The following is a 24,916-nucleotide window of genomic DNA, read 5'->3' on the forward strand; positions in this document are numbered from 1 at the left end:
CAAGGAACGGCGATGGAAATCATCAACCACACCGTCATCAATCTGATCATCTTCGTGCTGGCGATCTACGTCGGCTACCACGTCGTCTGGAACGTCACGCCCGCGCTGCACACGCCGCTGATGGCGGTGACCAACGCGATCTCGGCGATCGTGATCGTCGGTGCGATGCTGGCTGCCGGGCTCACAGTCGGCGGGCCGGGCAAGTTCTTCGGCACGCTCGCGGTATTGCTCGCGGCGGTCAACGTGTTCGGCGGGTTTCTCGTCACGCGGCGAATGCTCGAGATGTTCCGCAAGAAAGAACCGAAGAAGCTCGCGAACACGAAGGAGGGCGCGTAAATGAGCATCAACGTCGTTACGCTGCTGTACCTCATCGCGTCGGTGTGTTTCATCCAGGCGTTGAAGGGTCTGTCGAATCCGAAGAGCGCGCGCGCCGGCAACATGTTCGGCATGGTCGGTATGGCGATCGCGATCCTCACGACGATCGCGTTGATCGTGAAGCAGGCCGGCGAACTCGGTTCGAACCTGACGCTGGGGCTTGGGCTGCTGCTGGGTGCGCTCGTCGTCGGCGGGGCGATCGGTGCGTTCGTCGCCGCGCGCGTCGAGATGACGAAGATGCCCGAACTCGTCGCGGCGATGCACTCGCTGATCGGTCTCGCGGCCGTGTGTATCGCGTATGCGGTCGTCTATGAGCCGGCCGCGTTCGGGCTCGGCGTTCAGGATGCGCCGTATGTCGGCTTCCTGCCGTACGGCAACCGGATCGAGCTGTTCATCGGCACGTTCGTCGGCGCGATCACGTTCAGCGGTTCGGTGATCGCGTTCGGCAAGCTGTCGGGCAAGTACAAGTTCAGGCTGTTCCAGGGCGCACCCGTCGTGTACCCGGGGCAGCATCTGCTGAACCTGATGCTCGCGATCGCGATGGTCGGTTTCGGCGTGATCTTCTTCTTCACGCAAGCCTGGCTGCCGTTCATCGTCATGACGCTGATCGCGTTCGCGCTCGGCGTGCTGATCATCATCCCGATCGGCGGCGCGGATATGCCGGTGGTCGTGTCGATGCTGAACTCGTACTCGGGCTGGGCGGCGGCGGGCATCGGCTTCTCGCTGAACAACGCGATGCTGATTATCGCGGGCTCGCTGGTGGGTTCTTCAGGCGCGATCCTGTCGTACATCATGTGCCACGCGATGAACCGCTCGTTCTTCAACGTGCTGCTCGGCGGCTTCGGTGCGGAACCTGGCGCCGCTGCTGCAGGCGGTGCGCAGGAACAGCGGCCAGTGAAGTCCGGTTCCGCCGACGACGCATCGTTCATGCTCGGCAACGCGGAAACGGTGGTGATCGTGCCGGGCTACGGTCTGGCCGTCGCACGCGCTCAGCACTCGCTGAAGGAACTCACCGACAAGCTGATCGCGAAGGGCATCGACGTGCGTTACGCGATCCACCCGGTGGCCGGCCGGATGCCGGGGCACATGAACGTGCTGCTCGCCGAAGCTGAGGTGCCGTACGACCTCGTGTTCGAGATGGAGGACATCAACAGCGAGTTCGGTCAGGTGGACGTGGTGCTGGTGCTCGGCGCGAACGACGTGGTGAATCCGGCCGCGAAGAACGATCCGAAATCGCCGATCGCCGGGATGCCGATCATCGAGGCGTACAAGGCGCGCACGGTGATCGTCAACAAGCGTTCGATGGCGGCCGGCTACGCGGGCCTCGACAACGACCTGTTCTACATGGACAAGACGATGATGGTCTTCGGCGACGCGAAGAAGGTCATCGAGGACATGGTGAAGGCGGTCGAGTAAGCCAGCAGAAGTAGAGGTAAAAACACGCAAGGCGGCTCCGGCCGCCTTGCGTGTTTTTGGGTAGATGCTTTGAGTAGATACAGCAGCGGAGCATCAACGCTTCGGTGCCTCTGCATGTCGCAGATAGTCCGCGAGCCGTCTGTCCGCTACGTCCGGAAACACTTCGTGCAGCACGACGCTGCCCATTCTCGCGATGTCGAACGTTCGGAAATTCTCGCGCAGTTCGCACCATGCGCCGATTGTCCAGCGGCCGCCCCAGTAAAACAGTCCGAGCGGCCATACGCGCCGCGCCGTGTGCGTGCCCAGCCGGTCGCAGTACGAGAAGCTCGTGATGTGCCGCGAGTCGACTGCGCGATGCAGCGCATCCACCTTGACGAAAAACTCCGGCTCGACGTGAAACGACGGTGCGAACACTGCGAGGCGTTCGAGTGCCGCGCGCTTGTCGGCGGGCATCGCCGATGCGATCTTTGCCAACGCGCTGCGCGCGCCGCTCGCGAGGCCGGCGCCGCCCCACGTTTCGAGCATCTTCGCGCCGGTGGCGAGCGCGGCGAGTTCGTCGACGGTGAACGTGAGCGGCGGCAGGCTCGCCGCGCGGCTCAGCCGGTAGCCGATCCCCGCTTCGCCTTCGATCGGCACGCCCGACAACTGCAGATCGCGCACGTCGCGATAAACGGTGCGCAGCGAAACGCCGAGCCATTCGGCGAGTTGCTGCGCGGTCGTCAGGCGACGGCCGCGCAGCAGTTCGGCGATCTGGAACAGGCGGTCGGCTCGGCGCGTCATCGTGGCGGGAGTCGCAACGCGACTCGTAACAGGATGCCGCGATGATAGCGCCGTGCCGCGCGTACAGCGATCATGCGAGCTTTGGCGAATGCAGACCGATACGGTTGCCTTCGGTATCGATGAAGAAACCGATGTAGCCGAAGTTGTTCGGCAGCTCGATCGCCATGCCTTCCTTCTTGCCGCCCGCGCGTTCGACGCGGTCGAGTGTCGCCTTCACCGACGGTTCCGCGTTCAGATAGACGAGCACGCCGTCCCGTACGGGCTTGATTTCCTGCGGGTTGTAGGTGATGCATCCGCCGGTCGCGCCGTCTTCGTGGGCGAACATCGCCATCGGTACGCCGCTCATGACTTCGCGTTGCAGCTTGATGTCGAGCGCGGCTTCGTAGAAGTTCGTGGCGCGGTTGAAATCGATCGACGGAATCTCGAACCACGCGATGACGCGGGCAGCCGTGGCGGTAGCAGTGGCAGTTGCAGTGGTGTCAGACATGACTCTCTCCTGAGATCGCGGTGAGCCGCAACTCAAACGGGAGCGGCGGCGACGCCGGATGGCGTGGAAGAGAGTGTGCTGCCGGGCTACTGACAGCGTTCTGTCAGTAGCCTCGGGGGAGGCGTCAGGCTGCGTCGTCCGGGCGGTCGGCGGCGGGGCGCTGGCGGACGCTGCCCGCGATCAGGTCGAAGCGGAACAGCCGGCATTCGAGTGCGCCGTTGAAGAGCGGCGTCTTCGTCGATTCGCGCAGGCGCATCTGGCCGGGCAGCTTGCGGTCGGACGTGAGGATGAACGCGTGCCAGCCGGTGAAGCGCTGTTTTAGCGCGTCGCCGAAGGCCTTGAAGAACTCGCTGTCGGGGGTATCGGTGTGGACGCGGCGGAAGCCTTCGTCGGCTGCCAGTTCACGATCCTCACGACTTTCGCGATTCTCCCGACGATCGCGTCCGGTCTCGCGCACTTGGCCGCGCGGGCCGCGACCACGCACCTCGATCCGCTCACCGTACGGCGGGTTCGCGACGAGAATGCCCGGCGTCGAACCCGGTGCGCTCATGCCGCGGGCGTCGACCTGTTTCAGCGAGATCGACGGCAGGCCGGCGCGCTGGAAATTCGCGCGCGCCTTGTCGAGCACGTCGCCGGAGATGTCGCTGCCGTAGATCTGCAGATCGGCGCGCGACGCCGCAGCCGCGCGCTTCGCATCCTGCGCGGCGGCCTTCAGGTCGCGCCATACGGCGGTGTCGTACTGCTTGAGATTTTCGAAACCGAAACGGCGCTCGGCGCCTGGCGCAATGTTCAGCGCGACCTGCGCGGCTTCCGCGAGAAACGTGCCGCTGCCGCACATCGGATCGTAGAGCGGCGTGCCGGGCGTCCAGCCGGTCAGCGCGAGGATGCCGGCTGCGAGATTTTCGCGCAGCGGCGCCGCGCCCTTGTCGAGCCGCCAGCCGCGCTTGAACAACGGCTCGCCGGACGTGTCGAGATACAGCGTGCAATCAGTCGCGGTGAGGAACGCGAACACGCGGACGTCGGGCGTGGCCGTGTCGATGCTCGGCCGTTCGCCGCTGACTTCACGCAGACGATCGCAGATCGCGTCCTTGACGCGCAGCGTCGCGAATTCGAGGCTGCGCAGCGGCGACTTGATCGCCGTCACGTCGACGCGCAGCGTTTCGCCTGCGGAGAACCACTGCTCCCAGCGCTGATCGAGCGCCAGCGCGTAAATGTCCTGCTCGCTGCGGTACGGGCTGTGCGCGATCTTCAGCAGCACGCGGCTCGCGATCCGCGAATGCAGGTTCGCGGCCATGCCGGCTGCCCATCCACCGCGAAAGTGCACACCGCCCGGCACCTGGGCACCGGCGACGAACTGCGCGCCGTTCAGATGACGCGTGGCGATTGTGGCGAGTTCGGCGGCCAGTGTGGCTTCGAGGCCGCGCGGGCAGGGGAGGAAGAAATCGAATGACATGGAGCGTGCCGGGAGGCGTGGAATAAGGCGCCATTGTACGCGGTCGGGTGTCGAGGCCCGGCGCGCCCGTTGCGCGGCGAGACGGGTCGGCTAGCTGTCTGTCGTAGTGTGGCGCGGCTTCAGTATCGTGCCGGGCAACATGTCGTACGGATGTTTCCAGCCTGGTTGGGCGGCCATCCTGTCGCGCCACGCAGCTATGTGCGGATGCGTGTTCGCGAGGTCGTAGCCGGTTTCGTCGACAGGGAAATACAGATATCCGATCAACGAAAAATCGGCGATGCTGAGGCGGTCGTTGACCATCCAGCTGCGCGTGGCCAGATGCCTGTCGACGACCTGGAACGCCGCATCGATACGTGCGCGCAAAAATGCGATGACGTCGGGACTCGGTGGCTCCTGTGCAAACGAGCGCAGCCATCGGTGCGTGACGAAATAGCTGCTGAATTTATGGTTGTCGAAGAGAATCCAGCGCAGGATTTCGCGGCGTTCCTGTGCATCGCGGCCGCCATAGACACCCAGTTGCTCCGCCAGATAATCGAGGATCACCCCCGACTGAGCCAGCATTGCACCGCGATGTTCGAGAACCGGCACTTCGCCCATCTCGTTGACTGTGTCGCGCCATGCGTCGGTACGCGTGACGCCGCTGAAGAAGTCGACGAATACCGGCTCCCAGTCGGCGCCCGCACACGACATCATCAGCGCTGCCTTGTACGCGTTGCCTGATTGGGCGAAGCAATGCAGTTTGAACTCGGCCATGAGGCCACCTCCGATGGACGGGCGGGTGAGCGAATCGACAGTATCCGGTGAGATTCGAGCGCCCGCCAGTCCGTCGATGCGGATCGCCGCCGCTAACCCGCGTCCTGCGCCGCCCCCGCTTCCCGCGCACGCCGCACCGGCCACACCAGATCGAGCGGATGCCGCAGCACGTGACGCCAGAACGCGCCGCGCAACGAGCGCACGTCCTTGCGCCGCAGATCGCGCGAGCGGACCGCCATCAGGAACGCGAGCGCGAAGCTCACCGCGACGTTCAGGATCGCCATGCTGAAGACGCCCGCGAACGCCCACCACAGTTCCGGCAGATGCAGCGCGTCCTTGCCGAGCACGCCGAGCGCAACGCCGATCGACCCCGAGCTCAACGTCACGTGACGCACCTCGAAGTGAAACGCGAGCGCGCTGACGATCGACGGCACCACGCCCAGCATCAACCCGAGCGTGATGTTGCCGACCACACCGGCGATATTCGAGCGGCAGAAATTCGCGAGCCGCTCGGTTCCTGCTCTGCCGAGCGTCATCCGCAGACGGCGGTTGTACGCGAGCGCGTCGCCGACCCGATGCAGCACGAACCAGTTGTCGGCCCAGCCGGCGAGCAGGCTCGACGACCACAGCAGCACGCCGGTCAATGCCGCGTAAAGCGGCGTCGGTCCGAGCAGCGAGAACGAGTGCAACGTGGCGTGCGCCTTGTCGGCGGAAATCAGGTTCGCGCCGAACATCCCGTGCCACAGCAACTGCACGGCGAGGCACACCGGAAACACGACCATCACGTTGCCCGCGATCGCTGCCGACTGCGTGCGGATCAGCGCCACCACCGACGACACGAAACGGTCCACGCCATCGCGCGTACCGGTGCCGTCCAGTTCGCGTGCGAGCGTCGGTGCGGTCATCGCGGGTTGTTTGGTGGCAAGCGAGAAGTGCAGGAAGTGCATCAGCAGGAAGCTCGTCGCGTAGTTGATGCCGGCGAGCAGCCCTTCGAGCATCGACTGCAGATGCGCGCCGGTGATCGCGAACTTCACGCATACCGTGGCGACGGTGACGAGTCCGCCGCCCGCGGCCATCCGCAGCATCTTCAGGTACTCGGCGCGGTCGCGGGCGATGTAGTGCTCGCCGGTGTCCGCGCTGTACTCGACGACCTTGCGCGCGAGCAGCGAGAAGTTGCTGCGCAGCAGATGCGACACGCTCTGGCTCGCGTGATTCGCATCGACGAGTTCGGCGGCGAGGCGCGCGAGTGCGTGCAGGTCGTCGGAGGCCATCCATGCGTCGAGCAGCAGTTCGGCGCGCACGATGCGCATGCGCATCCGTTCGACCTGGAACACGATGTCGACGCTGACGCCGTTGCGGTACAGGTGGGCGAAGACGTCGTCGGTGGCGATCCGGCATTCGTCGAGCAGCACGCGGAGATAGTTGACCTCGTGCAGCAGACGGTTCTCGTTGACGCCTTCCTCGATCGCCTGATGCGCGGCCTCGACCGCGAGCATCGCGCGCGTGAGCCGGTAGAACGGCTGCTTGTCGAGCGGGATGCGCGCGTCCACATCGCCAAGCCGGCTGCGCACGGTTTGCGACAGCCCCGTCGAGCTGATCTGGCAGGTCAGGTTATGCAGCGCGGTAAGCAGATCGAGCGACAGCGCGCCGTTTGTTTGACGCGTGCGTTCAGTGGACTCATCAATAGCTTCGTAGCTGAACAGATCGCGGATGCGCGCGAGCAGATCGGCAGGCAGCGACGCGATCCATTCGGCGTCGTGCTGCGACGTGAACATCAGCGTGAACAGCGCGGACAGTTCGCGCCGGTTCGGCGCGGGCGGAATCAGCGACGACTGCGCACGCTCGAACAGCGCGCCGAAGAAACCCGAATGCACCGGCATGCCGGCGTCGCACAGCAGCGAGATGCCGTCGCTGTCGCGCAGCAGTCCGCGCAGGATGCCCGCGACGTTCGCCTTCCATGCGGGATTGCGATCGAGTACGTGCAGCAGGTAGCGCACGCGGGTATGCGCGGGCATCGTGCGTGGCGCATCGGTATCTGCATTTGCGTTGGCTTCGGATGGATCGGCCTGCACGTTGCCGCCGCGATGAATCCAGTGCGCGAGTTCGATCAGCCATTCGCTGCGCTCCGCGTAGGGCGCGTCGGCATCGGCGATCGCGAGCAGCGCATCCAGTTGATGCCCGCTGCTGCGCGACGCGCGCCATTTTTTCAGGAAGGTCGTGAGCGATCGGAACATGGGCTAGTGCTTGTCGTGCGAATCGTGCGATTCTGGTGAAGCGGGCGTGCGGTTCGATTTGGATCGAAGCCGAGGCGTAATCGTGCTGGTGCTCGTGTGTGCGCTTGTGCGTGCGTTTGCGAAGCGGTGAGTAACGCAGCGTGGTCGCATCGCATCGCGCCGCATGATTCGCGGCGCGATGCGTGATTCATTCGCTAGGTGATCAGTGGCCGGTGGACGCGTCCGCCGTACCCGCTGCGGTCATCACCGGGCAAGGCACCGTCACCGGATGAGCCGCCGCCGCAGCAGAAGCATTCTTCGCCGGCACAGCAACGCGCGGCTGCGGTGCCGCAGCGAGCGCACCAATGCCCGCAGCGATCTGCGCCGAGATGTCCTGCACCGCGCGACGATGGCCGTCGACGAGCGCGTCGTAGCCGCTCGCCACCGGTTCGCTGACCACGCTGCGGCACGTCAGCACCGCCTGCGTGCGCACCGCGCGCACGCTCCACACCGCATCGATCAACGCATGCGAACCGGGCCACGACTCGAAGCGCTGCACGTTCACGCTGACGCGATACACGGGCACGCCATCGGGATAAGGTGTGCCGGAGACGTCGATGGTATTCAGCCGCTGCGTCAGGTCCACCGACAGCGCACGACGGATCTCGTCGCCGGGCATCGACGCCCAGCGCGTCTGTTCGAGCACGTCGACCTGGTTGGGTCCGGTCTGCACGACGAACGACGTTTTCGCGACTTGCGACGGCACGTCGACGGGCGGCACTTCGATCAGCAGCGGCGCACGCGCGGCGGTCGTGGTCGGCGTCGCGGCAGTCGTGGCATCGGAGCCGAGCGTATAGAAACGGCTCGACGGCGACGAACACGCAGCAAGCGCGACGAATCCCGCGCACGCGGTGAGCGCCGCGACCAGGCGTAACGGTCGCAGCGGTTGAACAGGCCGGCGCAAGAGCCAGGTTCGCTTCATGGTTTATCTCCTGGTTTGCCGCGCAGCAGCGATTCCGGATGGCGCTCCAGATAATCCGACAGCGCATTCAACGATTGCAGCGTGCGGGTCAGTTCCTGCAGCGCCTGGTGAACGTCGGACTGCAGCGGCGAATCCTGCTGCAGCGTCGCCTCGGCCGAATTGAAGGTCTGCTTCGCGGCAGACAACGTATCGCGCGCCTGCGGCACGACCTCGGTGTTGAGTCGCGAGAACAGGTTGTCCGCGTTTTTCAGCGCGCTGTTCAGGTTCGTGCCGATCTGGTCGAACGGCACCTTGTCGAGCTTCTTCGCGATGTCCGCGACCTGCAGTTGCAGTTCGTCGAGCGTGTTCGGGATGGTCGGCAGCACCATCGGATCGCGGGTCGTATCGACGGTGGCGGGCGCCGCTTTCGGGAACAGATCGACCGCGACATACAGCTGACTCGTCAGCAGATTGCCGGTGCGCAACTGGCCGCGCAGCCCGTGCGCGACGAGACGCTCGATCAGATCGCGTCCTTCCGGCGTGCCGGGCGCAGGCGCGGCCGGACCGCGGCCATGCCGCATCAGCCGCTGCGGATAGATGTTCATCGTCACCGGCATCACGAAGTTGTGCGCCTTCGGATCGTATTCGACGCCGATGTCCGTCACCTGACCGAGCACGATGCCGCGGAAGTCGACCGGCGCACCCACCGACAGCCCGCGCAGCGACTGGTTGAAGTTCATCACGACGTGGATCGGCGGGCCGTCGGGCTCGCGCATCGCGTCGGTTTCGTCGGCGCCGAGGCGGAACGTCATGTTGTCCGGTGCCTGCGCGCCAACCGGCTGACCCGGCGGCGACTGGAACGCGAGGCCGCCGGTGATCACCGTCGCGAGCGACTGGGTGTTCAGCGTGAAGCCGCTCGAATCGAGTCGCAGATCGACGCCGCTCGCGTGCCACCAGCGCGAATTCGTACCGACGTACTGATCGTACGGCGCGCTGACGAACACCTGCATCGTGACGCCGGTGCCGTCCTTGTCGAGCGAGAAGCCGACCACCTGACCGACCTGCACGCGCCGGTAATAGACCGGCGAGCCGATGTCGATCGAACCGAGCGAGTCGCCGCGCAGCGTGAAGCGGTGGCCGCGCTGATCGCCGGTGACGGGCGGCGGCGTCTCGAGGCCGGTGAACGCATCCTGCGCATCCTGCGAACGGCCAGCGTCGACGCCGATGTACGCGCCCGACAGCAGCGTGTTCAAGCCCGACACGCCGCTCGTGCCGACCCGCGGACGTACCACCCAGAAGCGCGTGTCCTTGACGGCGAAATCTTCGGCTTCCTTCGTGAGCTGCACTTCGACCTGCACGTGCGAATGGTCTTTCGTCAGCGTGATGGTCTTCACCGAACCGATATCGACGTCCTTGTACTTGACCTTGGTCTTGCCGGGTTCGAGGCCCTCGGCGCTGACGAACGAGATCGTGATCGTCGGGCCGCGATCGAGCACGGACTTCACGACGAGCGCGATGCCGATCAGCGCGGCGATCAGCGGAATGACCCAGACGAGCGACGGCAGCCACGCCCGGCGCGGCTCGATTTCGGGCTCGGGCAGGTCGGGCGGAACGGTGGGGCCTTGCGGGCTAGTCATGGTGGGAGTCCTGAACTGTGTTTCCGTTTTGGTCTTGCGGGTGCTGCGGATGCGGTGCGGGCTCGTTGCGCGGCGGGTGGCGGACGTTGTCCCAGATCAGCCGCGAATCGAACTGCATCGACGCGAGCATCGTCAGGATCACGACCGAACCGAACGCGAGCGCGCCGGGCCCGGCGGTAATCACGGCGAGCGACTTGAAGCGCACCAGCGCGACGGTCAGCGTGATCACGAACACGTCGAGCATCGACCAGCGGCCGATGCGCTCGACAATGCGATACAGCGTCGTGCGTTCGTGCGGCCGCCACGCGGAGCGGCGCTGCGTTGTCACCGTGAGCAGCGTCAGCACCGACAGCTTCAGCATCGGCACGAGAATGCTCGCGACGAACACGACGACCGCGAGCGGCCAGTCGCCCGATGTCCAGAAGTAGACGACGCCGCTCATGATCGTGTCGTCCTCGGCGCCGACCAGCGACGACGTGTGCATCACCGGCAGCAGGTTCGCCGGAATATACAGCAGCGCGGCGGCGATCAGCAGCGCCCAGGTGCGCATCAGGCTGTCCGGATTGCGCCGGTGCAGCACCGCGCCGCAGCGGGGGCAGTGTTGCGGGACGATCGAATGGACGCGCTGCGATACACGCCCGCAGGCGTGGCAGCCGATGAGTCCGGCGCGCGATGCGGTGAGGTATCTCATTAATGGCTCACCGTTCGCTCGCTGCGGCAGGTGGAGTGGGCACAACGGGTCGGGGCGCGGGTGCTTTTGCACGGGCGCGCAGATCATCGGCGAGGTCCCACAGCGTGCGCGGATCGAACGTCACGACGACCGCGAACATCAGCGTCAGTGCACCAAAAGCGAACAGCGCGGCTTCGGGGATCACGCGTGCGAGGCTCACCATTTTCACGATCGTGACCAGCACGCCGAGCATGAACACTTCGATCATGCCCCACGGCCGCACGAACTGGATCGCGCGCAGCACGTGATTGAAGCCCGGCGGCACGTAACCCCGGCGCAGCGGCACGAGCACGTACAGCAACGCGACGAGTTCGGTCAGCGGAAACAGCGTGGTCGAACAGAACACGATCACCGCGACGACCTGCATCCCTTCTTCCCACAGCGCGACGAGCGCGCCGGCGAGGCTCGTCTGCGACGTGATGCCGTTGGTTTCGAGTTCGACGATCGGGAAGCCCTGCGCGATCAGAAACGTGATCAGCGCGGCGACCGTCAGCGCGCAGATGCTGTCGAGCCGGCCCGACACGCCGCGATAAAGCGTGGCGCCGCAGCGCGGGCAGCGTGCCGTTGCCCTGCCGGATAGACGCGGTTTGCGAAACAGTGCGTCGCATTCGTGGCACGCAATCAGATTGTGGTCATGTTCCATGCGGGCGGAAAGGCAAACGGCGTGAACGGAAAAGGCGGCGCCGGAGAGGCCGTCGCATGAGTGACGCAATAGTATCAAACGCGCCTGGGGCGGGGCTTTTCAGCCGATTACAGGGAATGACGGTGGGACGGCGGGAACGTTTTTGTGTCTGCTGATCGATATCCGACAGTTACGCGCAGTCAATGTTCCTCGTGCGCCGCAGCATCGGATACCGCGCTATGACGGCCGTGCCGCGACACGCCGTCTTTAACGGCTTAAGGTAGCATGGCGGCCGTAGTGCACGCTGCGTGCCTGCCCGATGCGAAGCGCATCGGGAATAGCGGAACCCGCTGCTTCGTTAACTCTTTTTGCATGCATCGACCGTCATGGCACAGACCCATACATTCGCTTCCCGCGAGTCGTACACGCGGACCGCGATCGCGCTGCACTGGCTGATTGCACTCCTGATCGTTTGCGGTTTCGGGCTCGGCTGGGTGATGACCGACATCCCCGGTTTCACGCCGACGAAGCTGCGCTATTTCTCGTGGCACAAATGGATCGGCGTCACCGTGTTCGCGCTCGCCGTGCTGCGCATCCTGTGGCGCGCCACTCACGCGGCACCCGTGCTGCCGCGCCAGATGCCGACATGGCAGCGCGGTCTCGCGCACGTCACGCATTTCGTGCTCTACGCGCTGATGATCGCGATTCCGGTGTCGGGTTATCTGTACAGCTCGGCGGCCAACGTGCCGGTCGTGTATCTCGGGCTCATTCCGCTGCCGCGCCTGATCGCACCCGATCCCACGCTGAAGGTCGTGCTGAAGACCATTCACATCACGCTGAACTACGGTTTGCTGGTACTCGTCGCGGGACACGTCGCGGCGGCGCTCAAGCATCAATGGCTGGACCGCGACGGCCTGCTGTCGCGGATGATCCCTTTCCTCAAATAAGGACGACCCATGAAGGTTTCGTTTTATCGCTACATGCTCGCGGCGTTCGCCGCCGCTTCGCTGACCGCGGCCGGCAGCGCGTTCGCTCAGGTCGACGTCGCGAAGAGCACGATCACCGCGATCTCGAAGCAGATGAACGTGCCGGTCGAAGGCAAGTTCGGCAAGTTCACCGCACAGGTGTCGTTCGATCCGGCGAAGCCCGCGGCCGGCAGCGCGCAGTTCACCGTCGACACCGGCAGCTTCGACCTCGGCGACGAGTCGTACAACGATCAGGCGCGCGGCAAGGAATGGTTCGACGCGAAGACTTTCCCGAGCGCGACGTTCGTGTCGAGCGCGATCGCGCCTGCCGGCGGCAACAAGTTCACGGTGACCGGCAAGCTCACGATCAAGGGCAAGTCGCAGATCGTGTCCGTGCCGGTGACGGTCGCGCAGCAGGGCGCGACGCAGACCTTCGACGGCTCGGTGCCGATCAAGCGTTCGCAGTTCGACATCGGTACCGGCGAATGGAAGGACACGTCCGTCGTCGCCGACGAAGTGGTGATCAAGTTCCACATCGTTGCCGCACACAAGTAAGCGCAACGAACGAGAGCAGCAGCAACGAACCCGAATGCACGGCGCGTTTGCGCGGTGCGCTTTTATAACAAGGAGCATCATTTGAACAAGACCCTCTTGATCGCTGTCGGCGCGCTGGCGTCGTCCCTGTCGTTCGGCGCGTTCGCCGCCGATACGTATCAGCTCGATCCGCAACATACGTACCCGAGCTTCGAAGCCGATCACTTCGGTGGCCTGTCGGTGTGGCGCGGCAAGTTCACGAAGAGCTCGGGCACCGTGACGCTCGATCGCGCGGCGAAGACCGGCACGGTCGACGTCACCGTCGATCCGGCTTCGGCCCAGACCGGCAACGCGAAGCTCGATGAGGAACTGGCCGGCACCAAGTTCTTCGACACCGCGAAATTCCCGACGGCAACGTACAAGGGCACGCAGATCAAGTTCGACGGCGACAAGCCGGCCGAAGTGATCGGCACGCTGACGCTGCACGGCGTCACGAAGCCGCTCAACCTGAAGATCGATTCGTTCAAGTGCATGCAGCATCCGGTGCTCAAGCGTGAAGTGTGCGGCGTCGAAGCGGAAGGCTCGTTCAACCGCGACGAATTCGGCGTCGACATGGGCAAGGCGTATGGCTTCAAGATGGAAACGAAGCTGCACATCCAGGCTGAAGGGATCAAGCAGTAAGCGTCGGTTGCTTGCGGCGGGGGCCTTCGGGCCGCCGTTTGCCGCAGTGCCGCGTCACGAGAACCGCTTCGTCCGCCTCACGGCGGCGAAGCGGTTTTTTTCATGGTGCCTGTCCTGCCTCGGATTGCATTGCACGGTAAGCCCCACTCGCGCGGTTTTAATTTTTGAGGTACATAGAGCGCAGACACCGGACCGGTTGTGCGCGCACCCTGGCCGGTCTGCGGAACAGCTGTCGCTGTCCGCTCACACCAATCGCGCGCGACGGAGATCTGCATGAGTACAACGGCAGCAGCGGGCGCGGCGGTGCCTCGCCAGAGCGCGTGGCGTACGGTCGTGGCGGCATCGATCGGCAACGCGCTCGAATGGTTCGACCTCGTGGTGTACGGCTTCTTCGCCGTCATCATCTCGAAGCTGTTCTTTCCGGCCGGCAACGACACCGTGTCGCTGCTGCTGACGCTCGGCACATTCGGCGTGTCGTTCTTCATGCGGCCGCTCGGCGCGATCGTGCTCGGTGCGTATGCGGACCGCGCGGGCCGCAAGGCGGCACTCACGCTGTCGATCCTGCTGATGATGCTCGGCACGCTGATCATCGCAATCCTGCCCACCTACGCGACGATCGGCGTCGCGGCACCGGTGATCCTCGTCGCCGCGCGGTTGATGCAGGGTTTCTCGGCGGGCGGTGAATTCGGCAGCGCGACCGCGTTTCTCGCCGAACACGTGCCCGCGCGACGTGGCTTCTTCGCGAGCTGGCAGGTGGCGAGCCAGGGGCTTACGACGCTGCTCGCGGCCGGTTTCGGCGCGGTGCTGACCGGCGGGCTGTCGCCGGCGCAGATCGGTGCGTGGGGCTGGCGCGTGCCGTTCTTCTTCGGGCTGCTGATCGGGCCGGTCGCGTGGTATATCCGCACGAAGCTCGACGAAACGCCGGAATTTCTCGCCGCCGAAACCACCGACTCGCCGCTGCGCGACACGTTCGCGAGCCAGAAGCTGCGGCTCGCGATCGGCGTCGGCATCGTCGTGCTCGGCACCGTGTCGACGTACCTCGTGCTGTTCATGCCGACTTATGGCGTGAAGCAGCTGGGTCTCGCGCCGTCGGTGACGTTCGGTGCGATCGCGCTGACCGGTGTGATCCAGCTGGTGTTCTCGCCGTTCGTCGGCCATCTGTCGGACCGCATAGGGCGCACGTCGATCATGCTGGTCGCGGCGACGCTGCTGCTCGTGCTGATCTATCCGCTGTTCGCGTATCTCGTCGCGAATCCGACGCTCGGCTCGCTGATCATCGTGCAGGTCGTGCTCGGTATTCTCGTGACCGGTTACTTCGCCGCGCTACCCGGTTTGCTGTCGGAGATCTTTCCGGTGCAGACGCGCACGACCGGCATGTCGCTCGCGTATAACATCGCGGTGACGATCTTCGGCGGCTTCGGGCCGTTCATCATCGCGTGGCTGATCGGTGCGTCGGGCACGAAGGTCGCGCCGAGTTTCTACATGATCTTCGCTGCGCTGATCAGTTTGATCGCGCTGGTGGGGGCGCGGTTCAGGCTTGGGTATCGATGAGGTAGTGGCGTTTGCGGTGAAGCGGTTGCCGCCGTAAACGAAAAAGGCCGGTTCGCGAGAACCGGCCTTTTACTTTTGCTTTACTTCAAGACTTCGTACGAACCGCCGTAGCGCTTAAACCTGTGCGCCCGCGTTCGGATCGTTCGGGTCCTGACGTTCCTTCTTGTCCTTCAGCAGATCTTCACGCTTGACGCCGAGCCACATCGCGATCGCCGCGGCGACGAACACCGACGAGTAGATCCCGAACAGGATACCGACCGTCAGCGCGAGCGCGAAGTAATGCAGCGTCGGGCCGCCGAACAGGAACATCGACAGCACCATCATCTGCGTACAGCCGTGGGTGATGATCGTGCGCGACATCGTGCTGGTGATCGCGTGGTTGATGACCTCCATCACGGTCAACTTGCGTTCGCGGCGGAAGGTCTCGCGAATCCGGTCGAAGATAACGACCGATTCGTTCACCGAGTAGCCGAGCACCGCGAGCACCGCCGCCAGCACCGACAACGAGAACTCCCACTGGAAGAACGCGAAGAAGCCAAGAATGATCACGACGTCGTGCAGGTTGGCGATCACGCCGGCCACGGCGTACTTCCATTCGAAGCGGAGCGACAGGTACAGCACGATGCCGACGACCACGCACGCAAGCGCGAGCAGGCCGTCGGTGACGAGTTCCTTGCCCACCTGCGGACCGACGAACTCGACGCGCTGCAACTGCACCTGCGCATCGGCGGTTTTCAGTGCGCCCATCACCTGGTCGCTCTGCTGCGCGGATGTGAAGCCCTGCTTGATCGGCAGACGGATCAGCACGTCGCGCGACGTGCCGAAGTTCTGCACCTGCGCGTCGGCGTAACCGAGCTTGTCGAGCGTCGCGCGCACCGGTTCGAGTGCGACGGCCTGCGGGTACTGCACTTCGATCACGGTACCGCCGGTGAATTCCACCGACAGATGCAGCCCGCGATGCAGCAGGAAAAATACAGCGGCAATAAACGTCAGCAGCGAGATCGCGTTGAAGATCAACGCGCGCTGCATGAACGGAATGTCTTTACGAATGCGGAAAAATTCCATGGTGTGCGTCTCCGGGACTCAGCGGGGGCTCAACTCGACGAGCCCGGTTTGCGCGGCGCACTGCCCGCATCGCGGCGGCGAACCACCGGCTTGCCGGGACGTGCCGGCGTTTTCGCGCCGGCAGCGGCCTGGTTTGCAGCCTGGTTGATCGCTTTCGCGGTATCGGTGTCTGCATCGCCGCTCTCGAGGTAGGCGGCGGCACCGTCGACACCGGCACCCGCCGGACGCCACACCTGACCCACCGCCAGCGACTTCAGCTTCTTCTTGCCGCCGTACCAGAGGTTCACGAGACCGCGCGAGAAGAACACCGCGGAGAACATCGACGTCATGATGCCGATACAGTGAACAACCGCGAAGCCGCGCACCGGGCCCGAACCGAACGCGAGCAGCGCGAGACCGGCGATCAGCGTCGTCACGTTCGAGTCGAGAATCGTCGCCCATGCATGCGCGTAGCCGTTCTGGATGGCCAACTGCGGCGGCGCGCCGTTGCGCAGTTCTTCACGCACGCGTTCGTTGATCAGCACGTTCGCGTCGATCGCCATACCGAGTGCAAGCGCGATAGCCGCGATACCGGGCAACGTGAGCGTGGCCTGCAGCATCGACAGGATCGCGACCAGCAGCAGCAGGTTCACCGACAGCGCGATCATCGAGATCGCACCGAACAGCATGTAGTACGCGATCATGAAGACGGCGATCGCGGCGAAGCCCCACACGACCGAATGGAAACCCTTGCGGATGTTGTCGGCGCCGAGGCTCGGGCCGATCGTGCGTTCCTCGATGATGTCCATCGGCGCGGCGAGCGAGCCGGCGCGCAGCAGCAGCGCGAGATCGGTCGCGGCCTGCGGCGTAGGCTGGCCGGTGATCTGGAAGCGGTCGCCGAGTTCGGACTGGATCGTCGCGACGGTCAGCACTTCACCCTTGCCGCGCTCGAACAGCACCATCGCCATCGGCTTGCCGATGTTGTCGCGCGACACGCTGGCCACTGCGCGGCCACCGCGCGAATCGAGGCGGATGTTGACCGACGGACGCTGATGTTCGTCGAAGCCGGCGGACGCGTCGATGATGCGGTCGCCGGTGAAGATAATCTGCTTGCGCAGCAGCACCGGTGCCTGGTTGCCCTGCGTGAAGAGTTCATCGCCGGGCGGGACGGGATCGGACGGATTCGGATGCAGGCCGTTCGGATCGGCGAGGCGCGCTTCGAGCGTCGCCGTGCGGCCGATGATGTCCTTCGCCTTCGCGGTGTCCTGCACGCCGGGTAGCTCGACGACGATACGGTCGGAGCCCTGCTGCTGGATCACCGGCTCCGAGACGCCCAGTTCGTTCACGCGGTTATGCAGCGTCGTGATGTTCTGCTTGAGCGCGGCGTCCTCGACGGTTCGCTGCACGGCCGGCGAGAAGGCGCCGACCACCTGGAAGCCACCAGTCGGCGCAGGCTGTGTCGCCCACTGCAGTTCGGTCACGCCGGTGGTGAGCTGCTTGCGCGCGTTCTCGGCGGTGTCCTGATCGGCGAAGTTCACGACAACCGACTGGTTGACGCGGTTCACGCCGCCGTCGCGGATGTTCTTGTCGCGCAGCAACGTGCGCGCATCGGACGAGTCGGAATCGAGCTTCTTGTTCAGCGCGCCGGCCATGTCCACCTGGAGCAGGAAGTGGACGCCGCCGCGCAGATCGAGACCGAGATACATCGGCAGCGCGTGCAATGCGGTCAGCCAGTGCGGCGACGCGCTCTGCAGGTTCAGTGCGACGATGTATTGGGGGTCGGTCGGATCGCTGTTCAGCGCCTTCTGCAGCAGATCTTTCACGCGCAGCTGCGTGTCGGTGTCGCCGACGCGCACGCGGATGTTCGCGTTGATCGTGGCGTTGTCGAACGTGATGTCGTCAGGCTTGATCTGGCTGGCGGCGAGCGCCGCTTCGATCTGCGCGAGCGTGCCCGAATCGAGCTTGACCGTTGCCTTGCCGCTCGACACCTGCACTGCGGGTGCTTCGCCGAAGAAGTTGGGCAATGTGTACACGAGGCCGATGACAAGTGCCACCGACATCACGACATATTTCCAGAGGGGGTAACGGTTCATGGAGGTAGTCCAACGGGACGGTTGGCTGGAGAGCGCGGCATCCGGCGGAGCGCGCGGCGGCGAAGCACCGTTGACGGTCGTGCTTCACGCACCGCGTCGGGCCGGACGCGGGGAGAGCCGACCTTACAGCGACTTGAGCGTGCCCTTCGGGAGAATCGTCGTGACCGATCCCTTTTGCACGGTGATTTCGGTGCCTTCGGAGATTTCGACGCCGACGTATGCGTCGCCGACCTTCGTCACCTTGCCGACGATGCCGCCGTTCGTCACCACTTCATCGCCCTTCGCCATCGCGGCGAGCATGTTGCGATGTTCCTTCTGGCGCTTCATCTGCGGGCGGATCATGATGAAGTACAGCACGGCGAACATCAGAATCAGCGGCAGGAAGCTCATCAGACTCGATTCGGCGCCACCTGCGCCACCTTGCCCGAAGGCACTGGAAATGAACGACACGTTGGTCTCTCCGTTATAACGATCAAAAAAACAGCCGGTCATTCTACCACCGGCATTTCACGCGACGGCGTGACAGAATCGGCTTTCCGGGGCCAGGGCATTGCCTGAACGCGGGATGAGTGGATGCGGTCGGACGCCGTTACGAAAGGTTATTGTAATGCTCGGCTGTGCCGTCACGCTGAGGGACGGGAAAAACTCTGCAAAGTGTCGGAGCGTGCGCGGCTAATCGATACCCCTCGCGCGATTCTCGTGGAACGTCGTGCGGAACGCTTCGAACGTATGGGTTTCGATCGACGCGCGAATGTCGCTCATCAGCTCGAGGTAGTAGTGCAGGTTGTGGATCGTGTTCAGCTGCGCACCCAGAATCTCGCCGACGCGATGCAGATGATGCAGATAGCCGCGCGTGAAATTGCGGCACGTGTAGCAGCCGCACTGCTCGTCGAGCGGACGCAGCGAGTTGCGATGCGTCGCGTTGCGGATCTTCACGTCGCCGAAGCGCGTGAACAGCCAGCCATTGCGCGCATTGCGCGTCGGCATCACGCAGTCGAACATGTCGACGCCGGCCGCGACACCGGCCACCAGATCTTCCGGCGTGCCGACGCCCATCAGGTAGTGCGGCTTGTCAGCGGGTAGCTTCGGACCGATGTGGTTCAGCACCCGCATCATGTCTTCCTTCGGCTCGCCGACCGACAGCCCGCCGATCGCCAGACCATGAAAGTCCATCGCCGCGAGACCGGCGAGCGATTCGTCGCGCAGGTCTTCGAACATGCCGCCCTGCACGATGCCGAACAGCGCGTTCGGATTGCCGAGCCCGCGGAATTCGTCGATCGAACGTTGCGCCCAGCGCATCGACATGCGCATCGAGTCCGCCGCATCCTGATGCGACGTCGGCACGCCGTTCGTCGCGTACGGCGTGCATTCGTCGAACTGCATCACGATGTCCGAGTTGAGCACCTTCTGGATCTGCATCGACACTTCCGGCGACAGGAACAGCTTGTCGCCGTTGATCGGCGACGCGAACGTGACGCCGTCCTCGGTGATCTTGCGCAGCTCGCCGAGCGAGAACACCTGGAAGCCGCCGGAGTCGGTGAGGATCGGTTTCTTCCAGCCCATGAAGTTGTGCAGGCCGCCGTGCGCGGCGATCGTCTCGAGACCCGGTCGCAGCCACAGATGGAACGTGTTGCCGAGGATGATCTGCGCGTGGATTTCGTCGAGCTCGCGCGGCTGGATCGCCTTGACCGTGCCGTAGGTGCCGACCGGCATGAAGATCGGCGTTTCGACGACGCCGTGATTCAGCGTGAGCCGGCCGCGTCGGGCGGCGCCGTCGGTGGTGAGCAGTTCGAAGGCGAGGCCGTCTGCAGGGGCTTCGGTCGTGCTGCTCGTGCCGTTCGTATTGTGCGTGCGATCGTGGGTCTGATCGTCGGTCATTCGAAAACTCCTGGGCTACCGAAATACAGTTCGGCGCGTGGTGTGAACGCTGTCGCGAAGGGCGCGACAGCGCGTGCTGCGTGATGCTTAACTGCCTGCGTCGTCCTGCCGCGTCAGCAGCATCGCGTCGCCGTAGCTGAAGAAACGATAGCGCTCGTCGATCGCATGACGATACGCGGCACGGATCGTCTCGACACCGGCGAACGCGGACACCAGCATCAGCAGCGTCGATTTCGGCAAATGGAAATTCGTCACCAGCCGGTCGACCACGCGAAAACGATAGCCCGGCGTGATGAAGATATCGGTTTCGGCGCTGGTCGCCGCGAGCGGCCGGCCCGCATTCTCGGCGTCGCGCGCGGCGGCTTCGAGCGCGCGCATCGACGTCGTGCCGACCGCGATCACGCGGTTGCCGCGCGCGCGCGTCGCCGCGATCCGGTCGACGAGCGTTTGCGGTAGCGCGTACCACTCGCTGTGCATCTGATGGTCGGCGATGTTCTCGACCCGCACCGGCTGGAACGTGCCGGCGCCGACGTGCAGCGTGAGCGTCGCGCGCTCGACACCATGCGCGTCGAGCTTCGCGAGCAGCGCATCGTCGAAATGCAGGCCGGCAGTCGGCGCCGCGACCGCGCCCGGGTTCTGCGCGAACACGGTTTGATAGCGGGTCTCATCCGTCGCGTCGGGGTCGTGCTCGATGTACGGCGGCAGCGGCAGGCGACCGTATTGCTCGATCAGCGTCAGGCAGTCGGCGGGAAAGTGCAGCGTGTAGAACGGTTCGACGCGCTCGCCGACGGTGACGTCGAATGCATCGGCGAGACGCAGCGTCGTGCCCGGCGCCGGGCTCTTGCTCGCGCGGATCTGCGCGAGCGCGGTGCGCTCGCCGGTCAGCCGCTCGACCAGCACTTCGATCCGGCCGCCGCTGGCCTTCTGGCCGAGGAAGCGCGCCTTCAGCACTTTGGTATCGTTGAAGACCAGCAGATCGCCGGGCGTGATGCAGCCGGGCAACTCGGCAAAGCGGCGGTCGACGAATTGCGTGGGCGTCGTCGAACTGTCCACTTCGAGCAGACGGCTCGCGCTGCGCTCGGGCAACGCGGTTTGCGCGATCAGCTCGGGCGGCAGCGCGAAATCGAAATCGGAAAGCGTGAACATGCGAACGGGCAGGATACGGAACGATAGACTGGAGAACGGATCGAGCCGTCGCTGCGCGGCGAGCGGCTATGATTGCGGGACGCCGCCGCAGCGGCGTTCGCGCTGGCTCGTGCCGGCGCGGCGAATCCGTTGAAAGCCGATATTGTACTTGCGAAGCGACTCATGCCCCTGTCCGACCGCCGACCGACTGCCGAACCCGACGAAGCCAGCGCCGCCGAGCCACGCCGCGCGACGCGACGCAGGAAAGCCGCCGGGCCGGTCGATTCTTCTGCCGGTGCGGATGTAGAGAGCGTCTCCGAGCCGGCCGTGGCTTCGAAGAAAACCGCAAAGGCTGCCGCACCGACCAAAACCGCCGACCGTCTCGCGAAGCTTGGCCTCACGCGCGACATCGATCTCGTGCTGCATCTACCGATGCGCTACGAAGACGAAACCACGCTCACGCCGATCGGCGAACTGCTGCCCGGCGGCGTCGCGCAGACCGAAGGCATCGTGTTCGACAACGAGATCGCTTACCGGCCGCGTCGTCAGTTGCTCGTGAAAGTGCGCGACGATGCCGGCGACGAACTCGTGCTGCGCTTTCTGAATTTCTACGGCTCGCAGGTGCAACAGATGGCCATCGGTAAGCGTCTGCGGGTGCGTGGCGACGTGCGCGGCGGCTTCTTCGGCATGGAGATGGTGCATCCGGCGGTGCGACCGGTCGAAGAAGATGCACCGTTGCCGCAGGCACTGACGCCGGTTTATCCGACGACGGCCGGTGTCAGCCAGGCGTATCTGCGCAAGGCGATCGACAACGCGCTGTCGCGTACCTCACTGCCCGAGCTGCTGCCGGAGCCGGTCGCGCGCGCGCATCTCGAACCGCTGGGTGTGCCGTCGCTGATGGAGGCGGTGCGCACGCTGCACCATCCGTCCGCCGATGCGGACGAAACCGCGTTGATCGACGGCACGCATCCGGCGTGGGTGCGCATCAAGTTCGAGGAACTGCTCGCGCAGCAGATGTCGTTGAAGCGCGCGCACGACGCGCGCCGTACGCGTGCGGCGCCGGCGATGCCGCGTCGTGCCGCCGATGGTTCGGGCACGCTGTTCGCGCGGCTCTGCGCGGCGCTACCGTTCGGACTGACGGGCGCGCAGCAGCGCGTGGTCGCGGAGATCGGCTCGGACCTCGCGCTGCCGCATCCGATGCAGCGGCTGCTGCAGGGCGACGTCGGCAGCGGCAAGACCGTGGTGGCCGCGCTCGCGGCCGCGCAGGCCATCGACGCCGGCTACCAGGCAGCACTGATGGCGCCAACCGAAATCCTCGCCGAGCAGCACGCGCGCAAACTGCGCGGCTGGCTCGAACCGCTCGGCGTGCAGGTCGCGTGGCTCGCGGGCAGTCTGAAGACGAAGGAAAAGCGCGCGGCGATCGAGGCGGCCGCGCTCGGCACCGCGCAACTGGTGATCGGCACGCATGCGATCATCCAGGACGCGGTCGAGTTCGCGCGGCTCGGTCTCGTGATCGTCGACGAGCAGCATCGCTTCGGTGTGCAGCAGCGGCTTGCGTTGCGCGCGAAAGCCCAGAACGCCGCAGACGGTGCACTCGATTTCCAGCCGCATCAACTGATGATGTCGGCGACACCGATTCCCCGCACGCTCGCGATGACCTACTACGCCGATCTCGACGTCTCGACGATCGACGAACTGCCGCCCGGCCGCACGCCGGTGCTGACGAAGCTCGTCGCCGATGCGCGTCGCGAAGAGGTGATCGGCCGCGTGCGCGAAGCGGCGCTGACGGGGCGCCAGGTGTACTGGGTCTGCCCGCTGATCGAAGAAAGCGAGACGTTGCAGTTGCAGACCGCGGTGGAAACCTGGGAGACGCTGGTCGCGACGCTGCCCGAGCTTCGCGTGGGACTCGTGCACGGACGGCTCGCGCCGGCCGAAAAAGCCGCGGTGATGGACGCGTTCACGCGTAACGAGGTGCAGTTGCTGGTCGCGACGACGGTGATCGAAGTCGGCGTGGACGTGCCGAACGCGTCGCTGATGGTGATCGAGCACGCCGAGCGTTTCGGTCTCGCGCAGTTGCATCAGCTGCGCGGCCGGGTGGGGCGTGGGAGCGCCGCGTCGGTGTGCGTGCTGATGTATAGCTCTCCGCTGTCGCAGACGGCGCGTGCGCGTCTGCAGACGATGCGCGAAACCACCGACGGCTTCGAGATCGCGCGGCGCGACCTCGAGATTCGCGGTCCCGGGGAGTTTCTGGGCGCGCGGCAGTCGGGCGCGGCGATGCTGCGGTTCGCCGATCTCGAACAGGACGGCTGGTTGATCGAACCGGCTCGCGAGGCCGCCGCGCGGCTGCTCGAAGACTGGCCGGACGCCGTGACCCAGCATCTCGCGCGCTGGCTGGGCGCGCGCGAACAGTATCTGAAGGCTTGATCCGGGAACCGGAAGCAGGGGCTCGCAGCCGCGCCAGGCATGCGTTCCGGCTTGAAGGTTGGCGAATTGGCCCCATAGGTGTATAACAGAAACCTATCGAATCCAACGCACTGATTGGTCCCCAATGACGCTCACCGAATTGAAATACATCGTCGCGGTTGCCCGCGAACGGCACTTTGGCCGCGCGGCCGAGGCGTGTTTCGTCAGCCAGCCGACGCTGTCCGTGGCGATCAAGAAGCTCGAGGACGAGTTGAACGTGCAGATCTTCGAGCGCGGTACGAGCGAAGTCAGCGTGACGCCGATCGGCGAGCAGATCGTCACGCAGGCGCAGCGCGTGCTCGAACAGACGCTTGCGATTAAAGAAATTGCCAAGCAGGGCAAGGATCCGCTCGTCGGACCGCTGCGACTCGGCGTGATCTATACGATCGGGCCGTACCTGCTGCCGACGCTCGTCAAGCAGATGATCCGCCGCGTCCCGCAGATGCCGCTGATGCTGCAGGAAAACTACACGCTGAAGCTGATCGAACTGTTGAAGCAGGGCGAAATCGACGTCGCGATCATGGCGTTGCCGTTTCCTGAAACCGGTTTGATGCTGCGTCCGCTGTACGACGAACCGTTCGTCGTCGCGCTGCCGTCGGGTCATGCGTGGGAAAAGCGTCCGAAGATCGGTGCCGACGATCTGAAGCAGGAAACGATGCTGCTGCTTGGCAGCGGGCACTGCTTCCGCGATCACGTGCTGGGCGTGTGTCCGGAACTGATGCGCTTCTCGCAGAACGCGGACGGCATCCAGAAGACGTTCGAGGGTTCGTCGCTCGAGACGATTCGCCATATGGTCGCGAGCGGTGTCGGCATCACGGTGCTGCCGCGGATGTCGGTGCATGAGGTGAAACCGCACGCGGGCGGCATCGATGCGGGGCTGCTGTCATACGTGCCGTTCGACGAGCCTGTGCCGGATCGCCGCGTGGTGCTCGCGTGGCGCAAGAGCTTCACGCGGATGCCCGCGATCGATGCGATCAGCGATGCGATCGCCGCCTGTGATCTGCCGGGTATGAGCAAGCTGGACATGTCGGCGGTTGCAGTCAACTGACGTGAAGCGCCGCTTTCGGGCGGCGCGTTTTTGTATCGTGAAGTGACTCGAGAAGCACCTGCAGCTGCGCCTATTGAATAGATAAAATTAATCAAACATAGAAATTC

22 protein-coding genes are annotated in these 24,916 nt (G+C 64.8%); 8 read left to right on the forward strand and 14 right to left on the reverse strand.

The annotated features are described in order from the left end of the window. Positions 1-12: 12 nt before the first annotated feature. On the forward strand, positions 13-336 hold the full coding sequence (locus E1748_RS26260) for an NAD(P) transhydrogenase subunit alpha part 2 (RefSeq protein WP_133650181.1): 324 nt from the start codon (positions 13-15) through the stop codon (positions 334-336). Then, the gene (locus tag E1748_RS26265; RefSeq protein WP_133650182.1) at positions 337-1,791 is read left to right on the forward strand and encodes an NAD(P)(+) transhydrogenase (Re/Si-specific) subunit beta; all 1,455 of its coding nucleotides are present in this window, start codon (positions 337-339) and stop codon (positions 1,789-1,791) included. It abuts the gene before it with no gap. A gap of 93 nt (positions 1,792-1,884) precedes the next feature. Here E1748_RS26265 and E1748_RS26270 read toward each other — a convergent pair whose 3' ends face one another. The 9 genes from E1748_RS26270 to E1748_RS26310 form a co-directional block, all read right to left on the reverse strand. Next, a complete protein-coding gene (locus E1748_RS26270) occupies positions 1,885-2,661 on the reverse strand; it encodes a helix-turn-helix transcriptional regulator (protein WP_476703869.1) in 777 nt (258 codons plus the stop codon). Continuing rightward, entirely contained in the window at positions 2,642-3,058 is a 417-nt protein-coding gene (locus E1748_RS26275) for a VOC family protein (protein ID WP_133650184.1), read from the reverse strand. Before E1748_RS26275 ends, E1748_RS26270 begins: the two co-directional genes overlap by 20 nt. A gap of 124 nt (positions 3,059-3,182) precedes the next feature. Next, positions 3,183-4,511: a THUMP domain-containing class I SAM-dependent RNA methyltransferase gene (locus tag E1748_RS26280; RefSeq protein ID WP_133650185.1), complete on the reverse strand. Its 1,329-nt coding sequence runs from the start codon at positions 4,509-4,511 to the stop codon at positions 3,183-3,185. A 90-nt stretch (positions 4,512-4,601) separates the two neighbouring features. Then, entirely contained in the window at positions 4,602-5,264 is a 663-nt protein-coding gene (locus E1748_RS26285) for a glutathione S-transferase family protein (protein ID WP_133650186.1), read from the reverse strand. A 92-nt stretch (positions 5,265-5,356) separates the two neighbouring features. Then, entirely contained in the window at positions 5,357-7,498 is a 2,142-nt protein-coding gene (locus E1748_RS26290; RefSeq protein WP_133650187.1) for a site-specific recombinase, read from the reverse strand. 202 nt (positions 7,499-7,700) lie between these two features. Continuing rightward, the gene (locus tag E1748_RS26295; RefSeq protein ID WP_133650188.1) at positions 7,701-8,459 is read right to left on the reverse strand and encodes a PqiC family protein; all 759 of its coding nucleotides are present in this window, start codon (positions 8,457-8,459) and stop codon (positions 7,701-7,703) included. Next, positions 8,456-10,075: a PqiB family protein gene (locus E1748_RS26300; protein ID WP_133650189.1), complete on the reverse strand. Its 1,620-nt coding sequence runs from the start codon at positions 10,073-10,075 to the stop codon at positions 8,456-8,458. Before E1748_RS26300 ends, E1748_RS26295 begins: the two co-directional genes overlap by 4 nt. Next, positions 10,068-10,766: a paraquat-inducible protein A gene (locus E1748_RS26305; protein ID WP_133650190.1), complete on the reverse strand. Its 699-nt coding sequence runs from the start codon at positions 10,764-10,766 to the stop codon at positions 10,068-10,070. Before E1748_RS26305 ends, E1748_RS26300 begins: the two co-directional genes overlap by 8 nt. Positions 10,767-10,773: 7 nt before the next feature. Beyond that, entirely contained in the window at positions 10,774-11,448 is a 675-nt protein-coding gene (locus E1748_RS26310) for a paraquat-inducible protein A (protein WP_133650191.1), read from the reverse strand. Between the two features lie 365 nt (positions 11,449-11,813). Between E1748_RS26310 and E1748_RS26315 the strand changes: the two genes are divergently transcribed. The 4 genes from E1748_RS26315 (at position 11,814) to E1748_RS26330 (ending at position 15,158) form a co-directional block, all read left to right on the forward strand. Continuing rightward, the gene (locus tag E1748_RS26315; RefSeq protein ID WP_133650192.1) at positions 11,814-12,374 is read left to right on the forward strand and encodes a cytochrome b; all 561 of its coding nucleotides are present in this window, start codon (positions 11,814-11,816) and stop codon (positions 12,372-12,374) included. A 9-nt stretch (positions 12,375-12,383) separates the two neighbouring features. After that, positions 12,384-12,947 (forward strand): YceI family protein, encoded by a 564-nt coding sequence (locus E1748_RS26320; RefSeq protein WP_133650193.1) that lies wholly within the window; start codon positions 12,384-12,386, stop codon positions 12,945-12,947. Between the two features lie 81 nt (positions 12,948-13,028). Then, on the forward strand, positions 13,029-13,607 hold the full coding sequence (locus tag E1748_RS26325) for a YceI family protein (RefSeq protein ID WP_133650194.1): 579 nt from the start codon (positions 13,029-13,031) through the stop codon (positions 13,605-13,607). Between the two features lie 273 nt (positions 13,608-13,880). Next, positions 13,881-15,158, forward strand: coding sequence for an MFS transporter (locus E1748_RS26330; protein WP_133650195.1), 1,278 nt, complete (start codon positions 13,881-13,883; stop codon positions 15,156-15,158). Positions 15,159-15,272: 114 nt separating this feature from the next. Here E1748_RS26330 and secF read toward each other — a convergent pair whose 3' ends face one another. From secF to queA, 5 genes are all read right to left on the reverse strand, one after another. Next, a complete protein-coding gene (gene secF, locus E1748_RS26335) occupies positions 15,273-16,223 on the reverse strand; it encodes a protein translocase subunit SecF (RefSeq protein ID WP_133650196.1) in 951 nt (316 codons plus the stop codon). A 29-nt stretch (positions 16,224-16,252) separates the two neighbouring features. Further along, positions 16,253-18,295 carry a protein translocase subunit SecD gene (secD, locus tag E1748_RS26340; RefSeq protein WP_133650197.1) on the reverse strand — a complete coding sequence of 681 codons (2,043 nt, stop codon included), beginning with the start codon at positions 18,293-18,295 and terminating at the stop codon, positions 16,253-16,255. A gap of 123 nt (positions 18,296-18,418) precedes the next feature. Next, a complete protein-coding gene (gene yajC, locus E1748_RS26345; protein ID WP_133650198.1) occupies positions 18,419-18,745 on the reverse strand; it encodes a preprotein translocase subunit YajC in 327 nt (108 codons plus the stop codon). A 222-nt stretch (positions 18,746-18,967) separates the two neighbouring features. After that, positions 18,968-20,173, reverse strand: a complete 1,206-nt coding sequence (gene tgt / locus E1748_RS26350; protein ID WP_133650199.1) for a tRNA guanosine(34) transglycosylase Tgt — start codon at positions 20,171-20,173, stop codon at positions 18,968-18,970. A gap of 87 nt (positions 20,174-20,260) precedes the next feature. Further along, entirely contained in the window at positions 20,261-21,319 is a 1,059-nt protein-coding gene (gene queA / locus E1748_RS26355; protein WP_133650200.1) for a tRNA preQ1(34) S-adenosylmethionine ribosyltransferase-isomerase QueA, read from the reverse strand. 162 nt (positions 21,320-21,481) lie between these two features. Here queA and recG point away from each other — a divergent pair, with 162 nt between their 5' ends. Beyond that, entirely contained in the window at positions 21,482-23,722 is a 2,241-nt protein-coding gene (gene recG, locus E1748_RS26360; RefSeq protein WP_133650201.1) for an ATP-dependent DNA helicase RecG, read from the forward strand. A gap of 124 nt (positions 23,723-23,846) precedes the next feature. Next, on the forward strand, positions 23,847-24,809 hold the full coding sequence (locus E1748_RS26365) for a hydrogen peroxide-inducible genes activator (RefSeq protein ID WP_133650202.1): 963 nt from the start codon (positions 23,847-23,849) through the stop codon (positions 24,807-24,809). Positions 24,810-24,916 lie beyond the last annotated feature (107 nt).

It is taken from the genome of Paraburkholderia flava (assembly GCF_004359985.1).
Taxonomy (GTDB): Bacteria; Pseudomonadota; Gammaproteobacteria; order Burkholderiales; family Burkholderiaceae; genus Paraburkholderia; species Paraburkholderia flava.

Coding starts and splice junctions, on each gene's coding strand:
- E1748_RS26260 (WP_133650181.1), top strand. CDS start 13: ATGGAAATCATCAACCACACCGTCATCAATCTGATCATCTTCGTGCTG.
- E1748_RS26265 (WP_133650182.1), top strand. CDS start 337: ATGAGCATCAACGTCGTTACGCTGCTGTACCTCATCGCGTCGGTGTGT.
- E1748_RS26275 (WP_133650184.1), bottom strand. CDS start 3,058: ATGTCTGACACCACTGCAACTGCCACTGCTACCGCCACGGCTGCCCGC.
- E1748_RS26280 (WP_133650185.1), bottom strand. CDS start 4,511: ATGTCATTCGATTTCTTCCTCCCCTGCCCGCGCGGCCTCGAAGCCACA.
- E1748_RS26285 (WP_133650186.1), bottom strand. CDS start 5,264: ATGGCCGAGTTCAAACTGCATTGCTTCGCCCAATCAGGCAACGCGTAC.
- E1748_RS26290 (WP_133650187.1), bottom strand. CDS start 7,498: ATGTTCCGATCGCTCACGACCTTCCTGAAAAAATGGCGCGCGTCGCGC.
- E1748_RS26295 (WP_133650188.1), bottom strand. CDS start 8,459: ATGAAGCGAACCTGGCTCTTGCGCCGGCCTGTTCAACCGCTGCGACCG.
- E1748_RS26300 (WP_133650189.1), bottom strand. CDS start 10,075: ATGACTAGCCCGCAAGGCCCCACCGTTCCGCCCGACCTGCCCGAGCCC.
- E1748_RS26305 (WP_133650190.1), bottom strand. CDS start 10,766: ATGAGATACCTCACCGCATCGCGCGCCGGACTCATCGGCTGCCACGCC.
- E1748_RS26310 (WP_133650191.1), bottom strand. CDS start 11,448: ATGGAACATGACCACAATCTGATTGCGTGCCACGAATGCGACGCACTG.
- E1748_RS26315 (WP_133650192.1), top strand. CDS start 11,814: ATGGCACAGACCCATACATTCGCTTCCCGCGAGTCGTACACGCGGACC.
- E1748_RS26320 (WP_133650193.1), top strand. CDS start 12,384: ATGAAGGTTTCGTTTTATCGCTACATGCTCGCGGCGTTCGCCGCCGCT.
- E1748_RS26330 (WP_133650195.1), top strand. CDS start 13,881: ATGAGTACAACGGCAGCAGCGGGCGCGGCGGTGCCTCGCCAGAGCGCG.
- secF (WP_133650196.1), bottom strand. CDS start 16,223: ATGGAATTTTTCCGCATTCGTAAAGACATTCCGTTCATGCAGCGCGCG.
- secD (WP_133650197.1), bottom strand. CDS start 18,295: ATGAACCGTTACCCCCTCTGGAAATATGTCGTGATGTCGGTGGCACTT.
- tgt (WP_133650199.1), bottom strand. CDS start 20,173: ATGACCGACGATCAGACCCACGATCGCACGCACAATACGAACGGCACG.
- queA (WP_133650200.1), bottom strand. CDS start 21,319: ATGTTCACGCTTTCCGATTTCGATTTCGCGCTGCCGCCCGAGCTGATC.
- recG (WP_133650201.1), top strand. CDS start 21,482: ATGCCCCTGTCCGACCGCCGACCGACTGCCGAACCCGACGAAGCCAGC.
- E1748_RS26365 (WP_133650202.1), top strand. CDS start 23,847: ATGACGCTCACCGAATTGAAATACATCGTCGCGGTTGCCCGCGAACGG.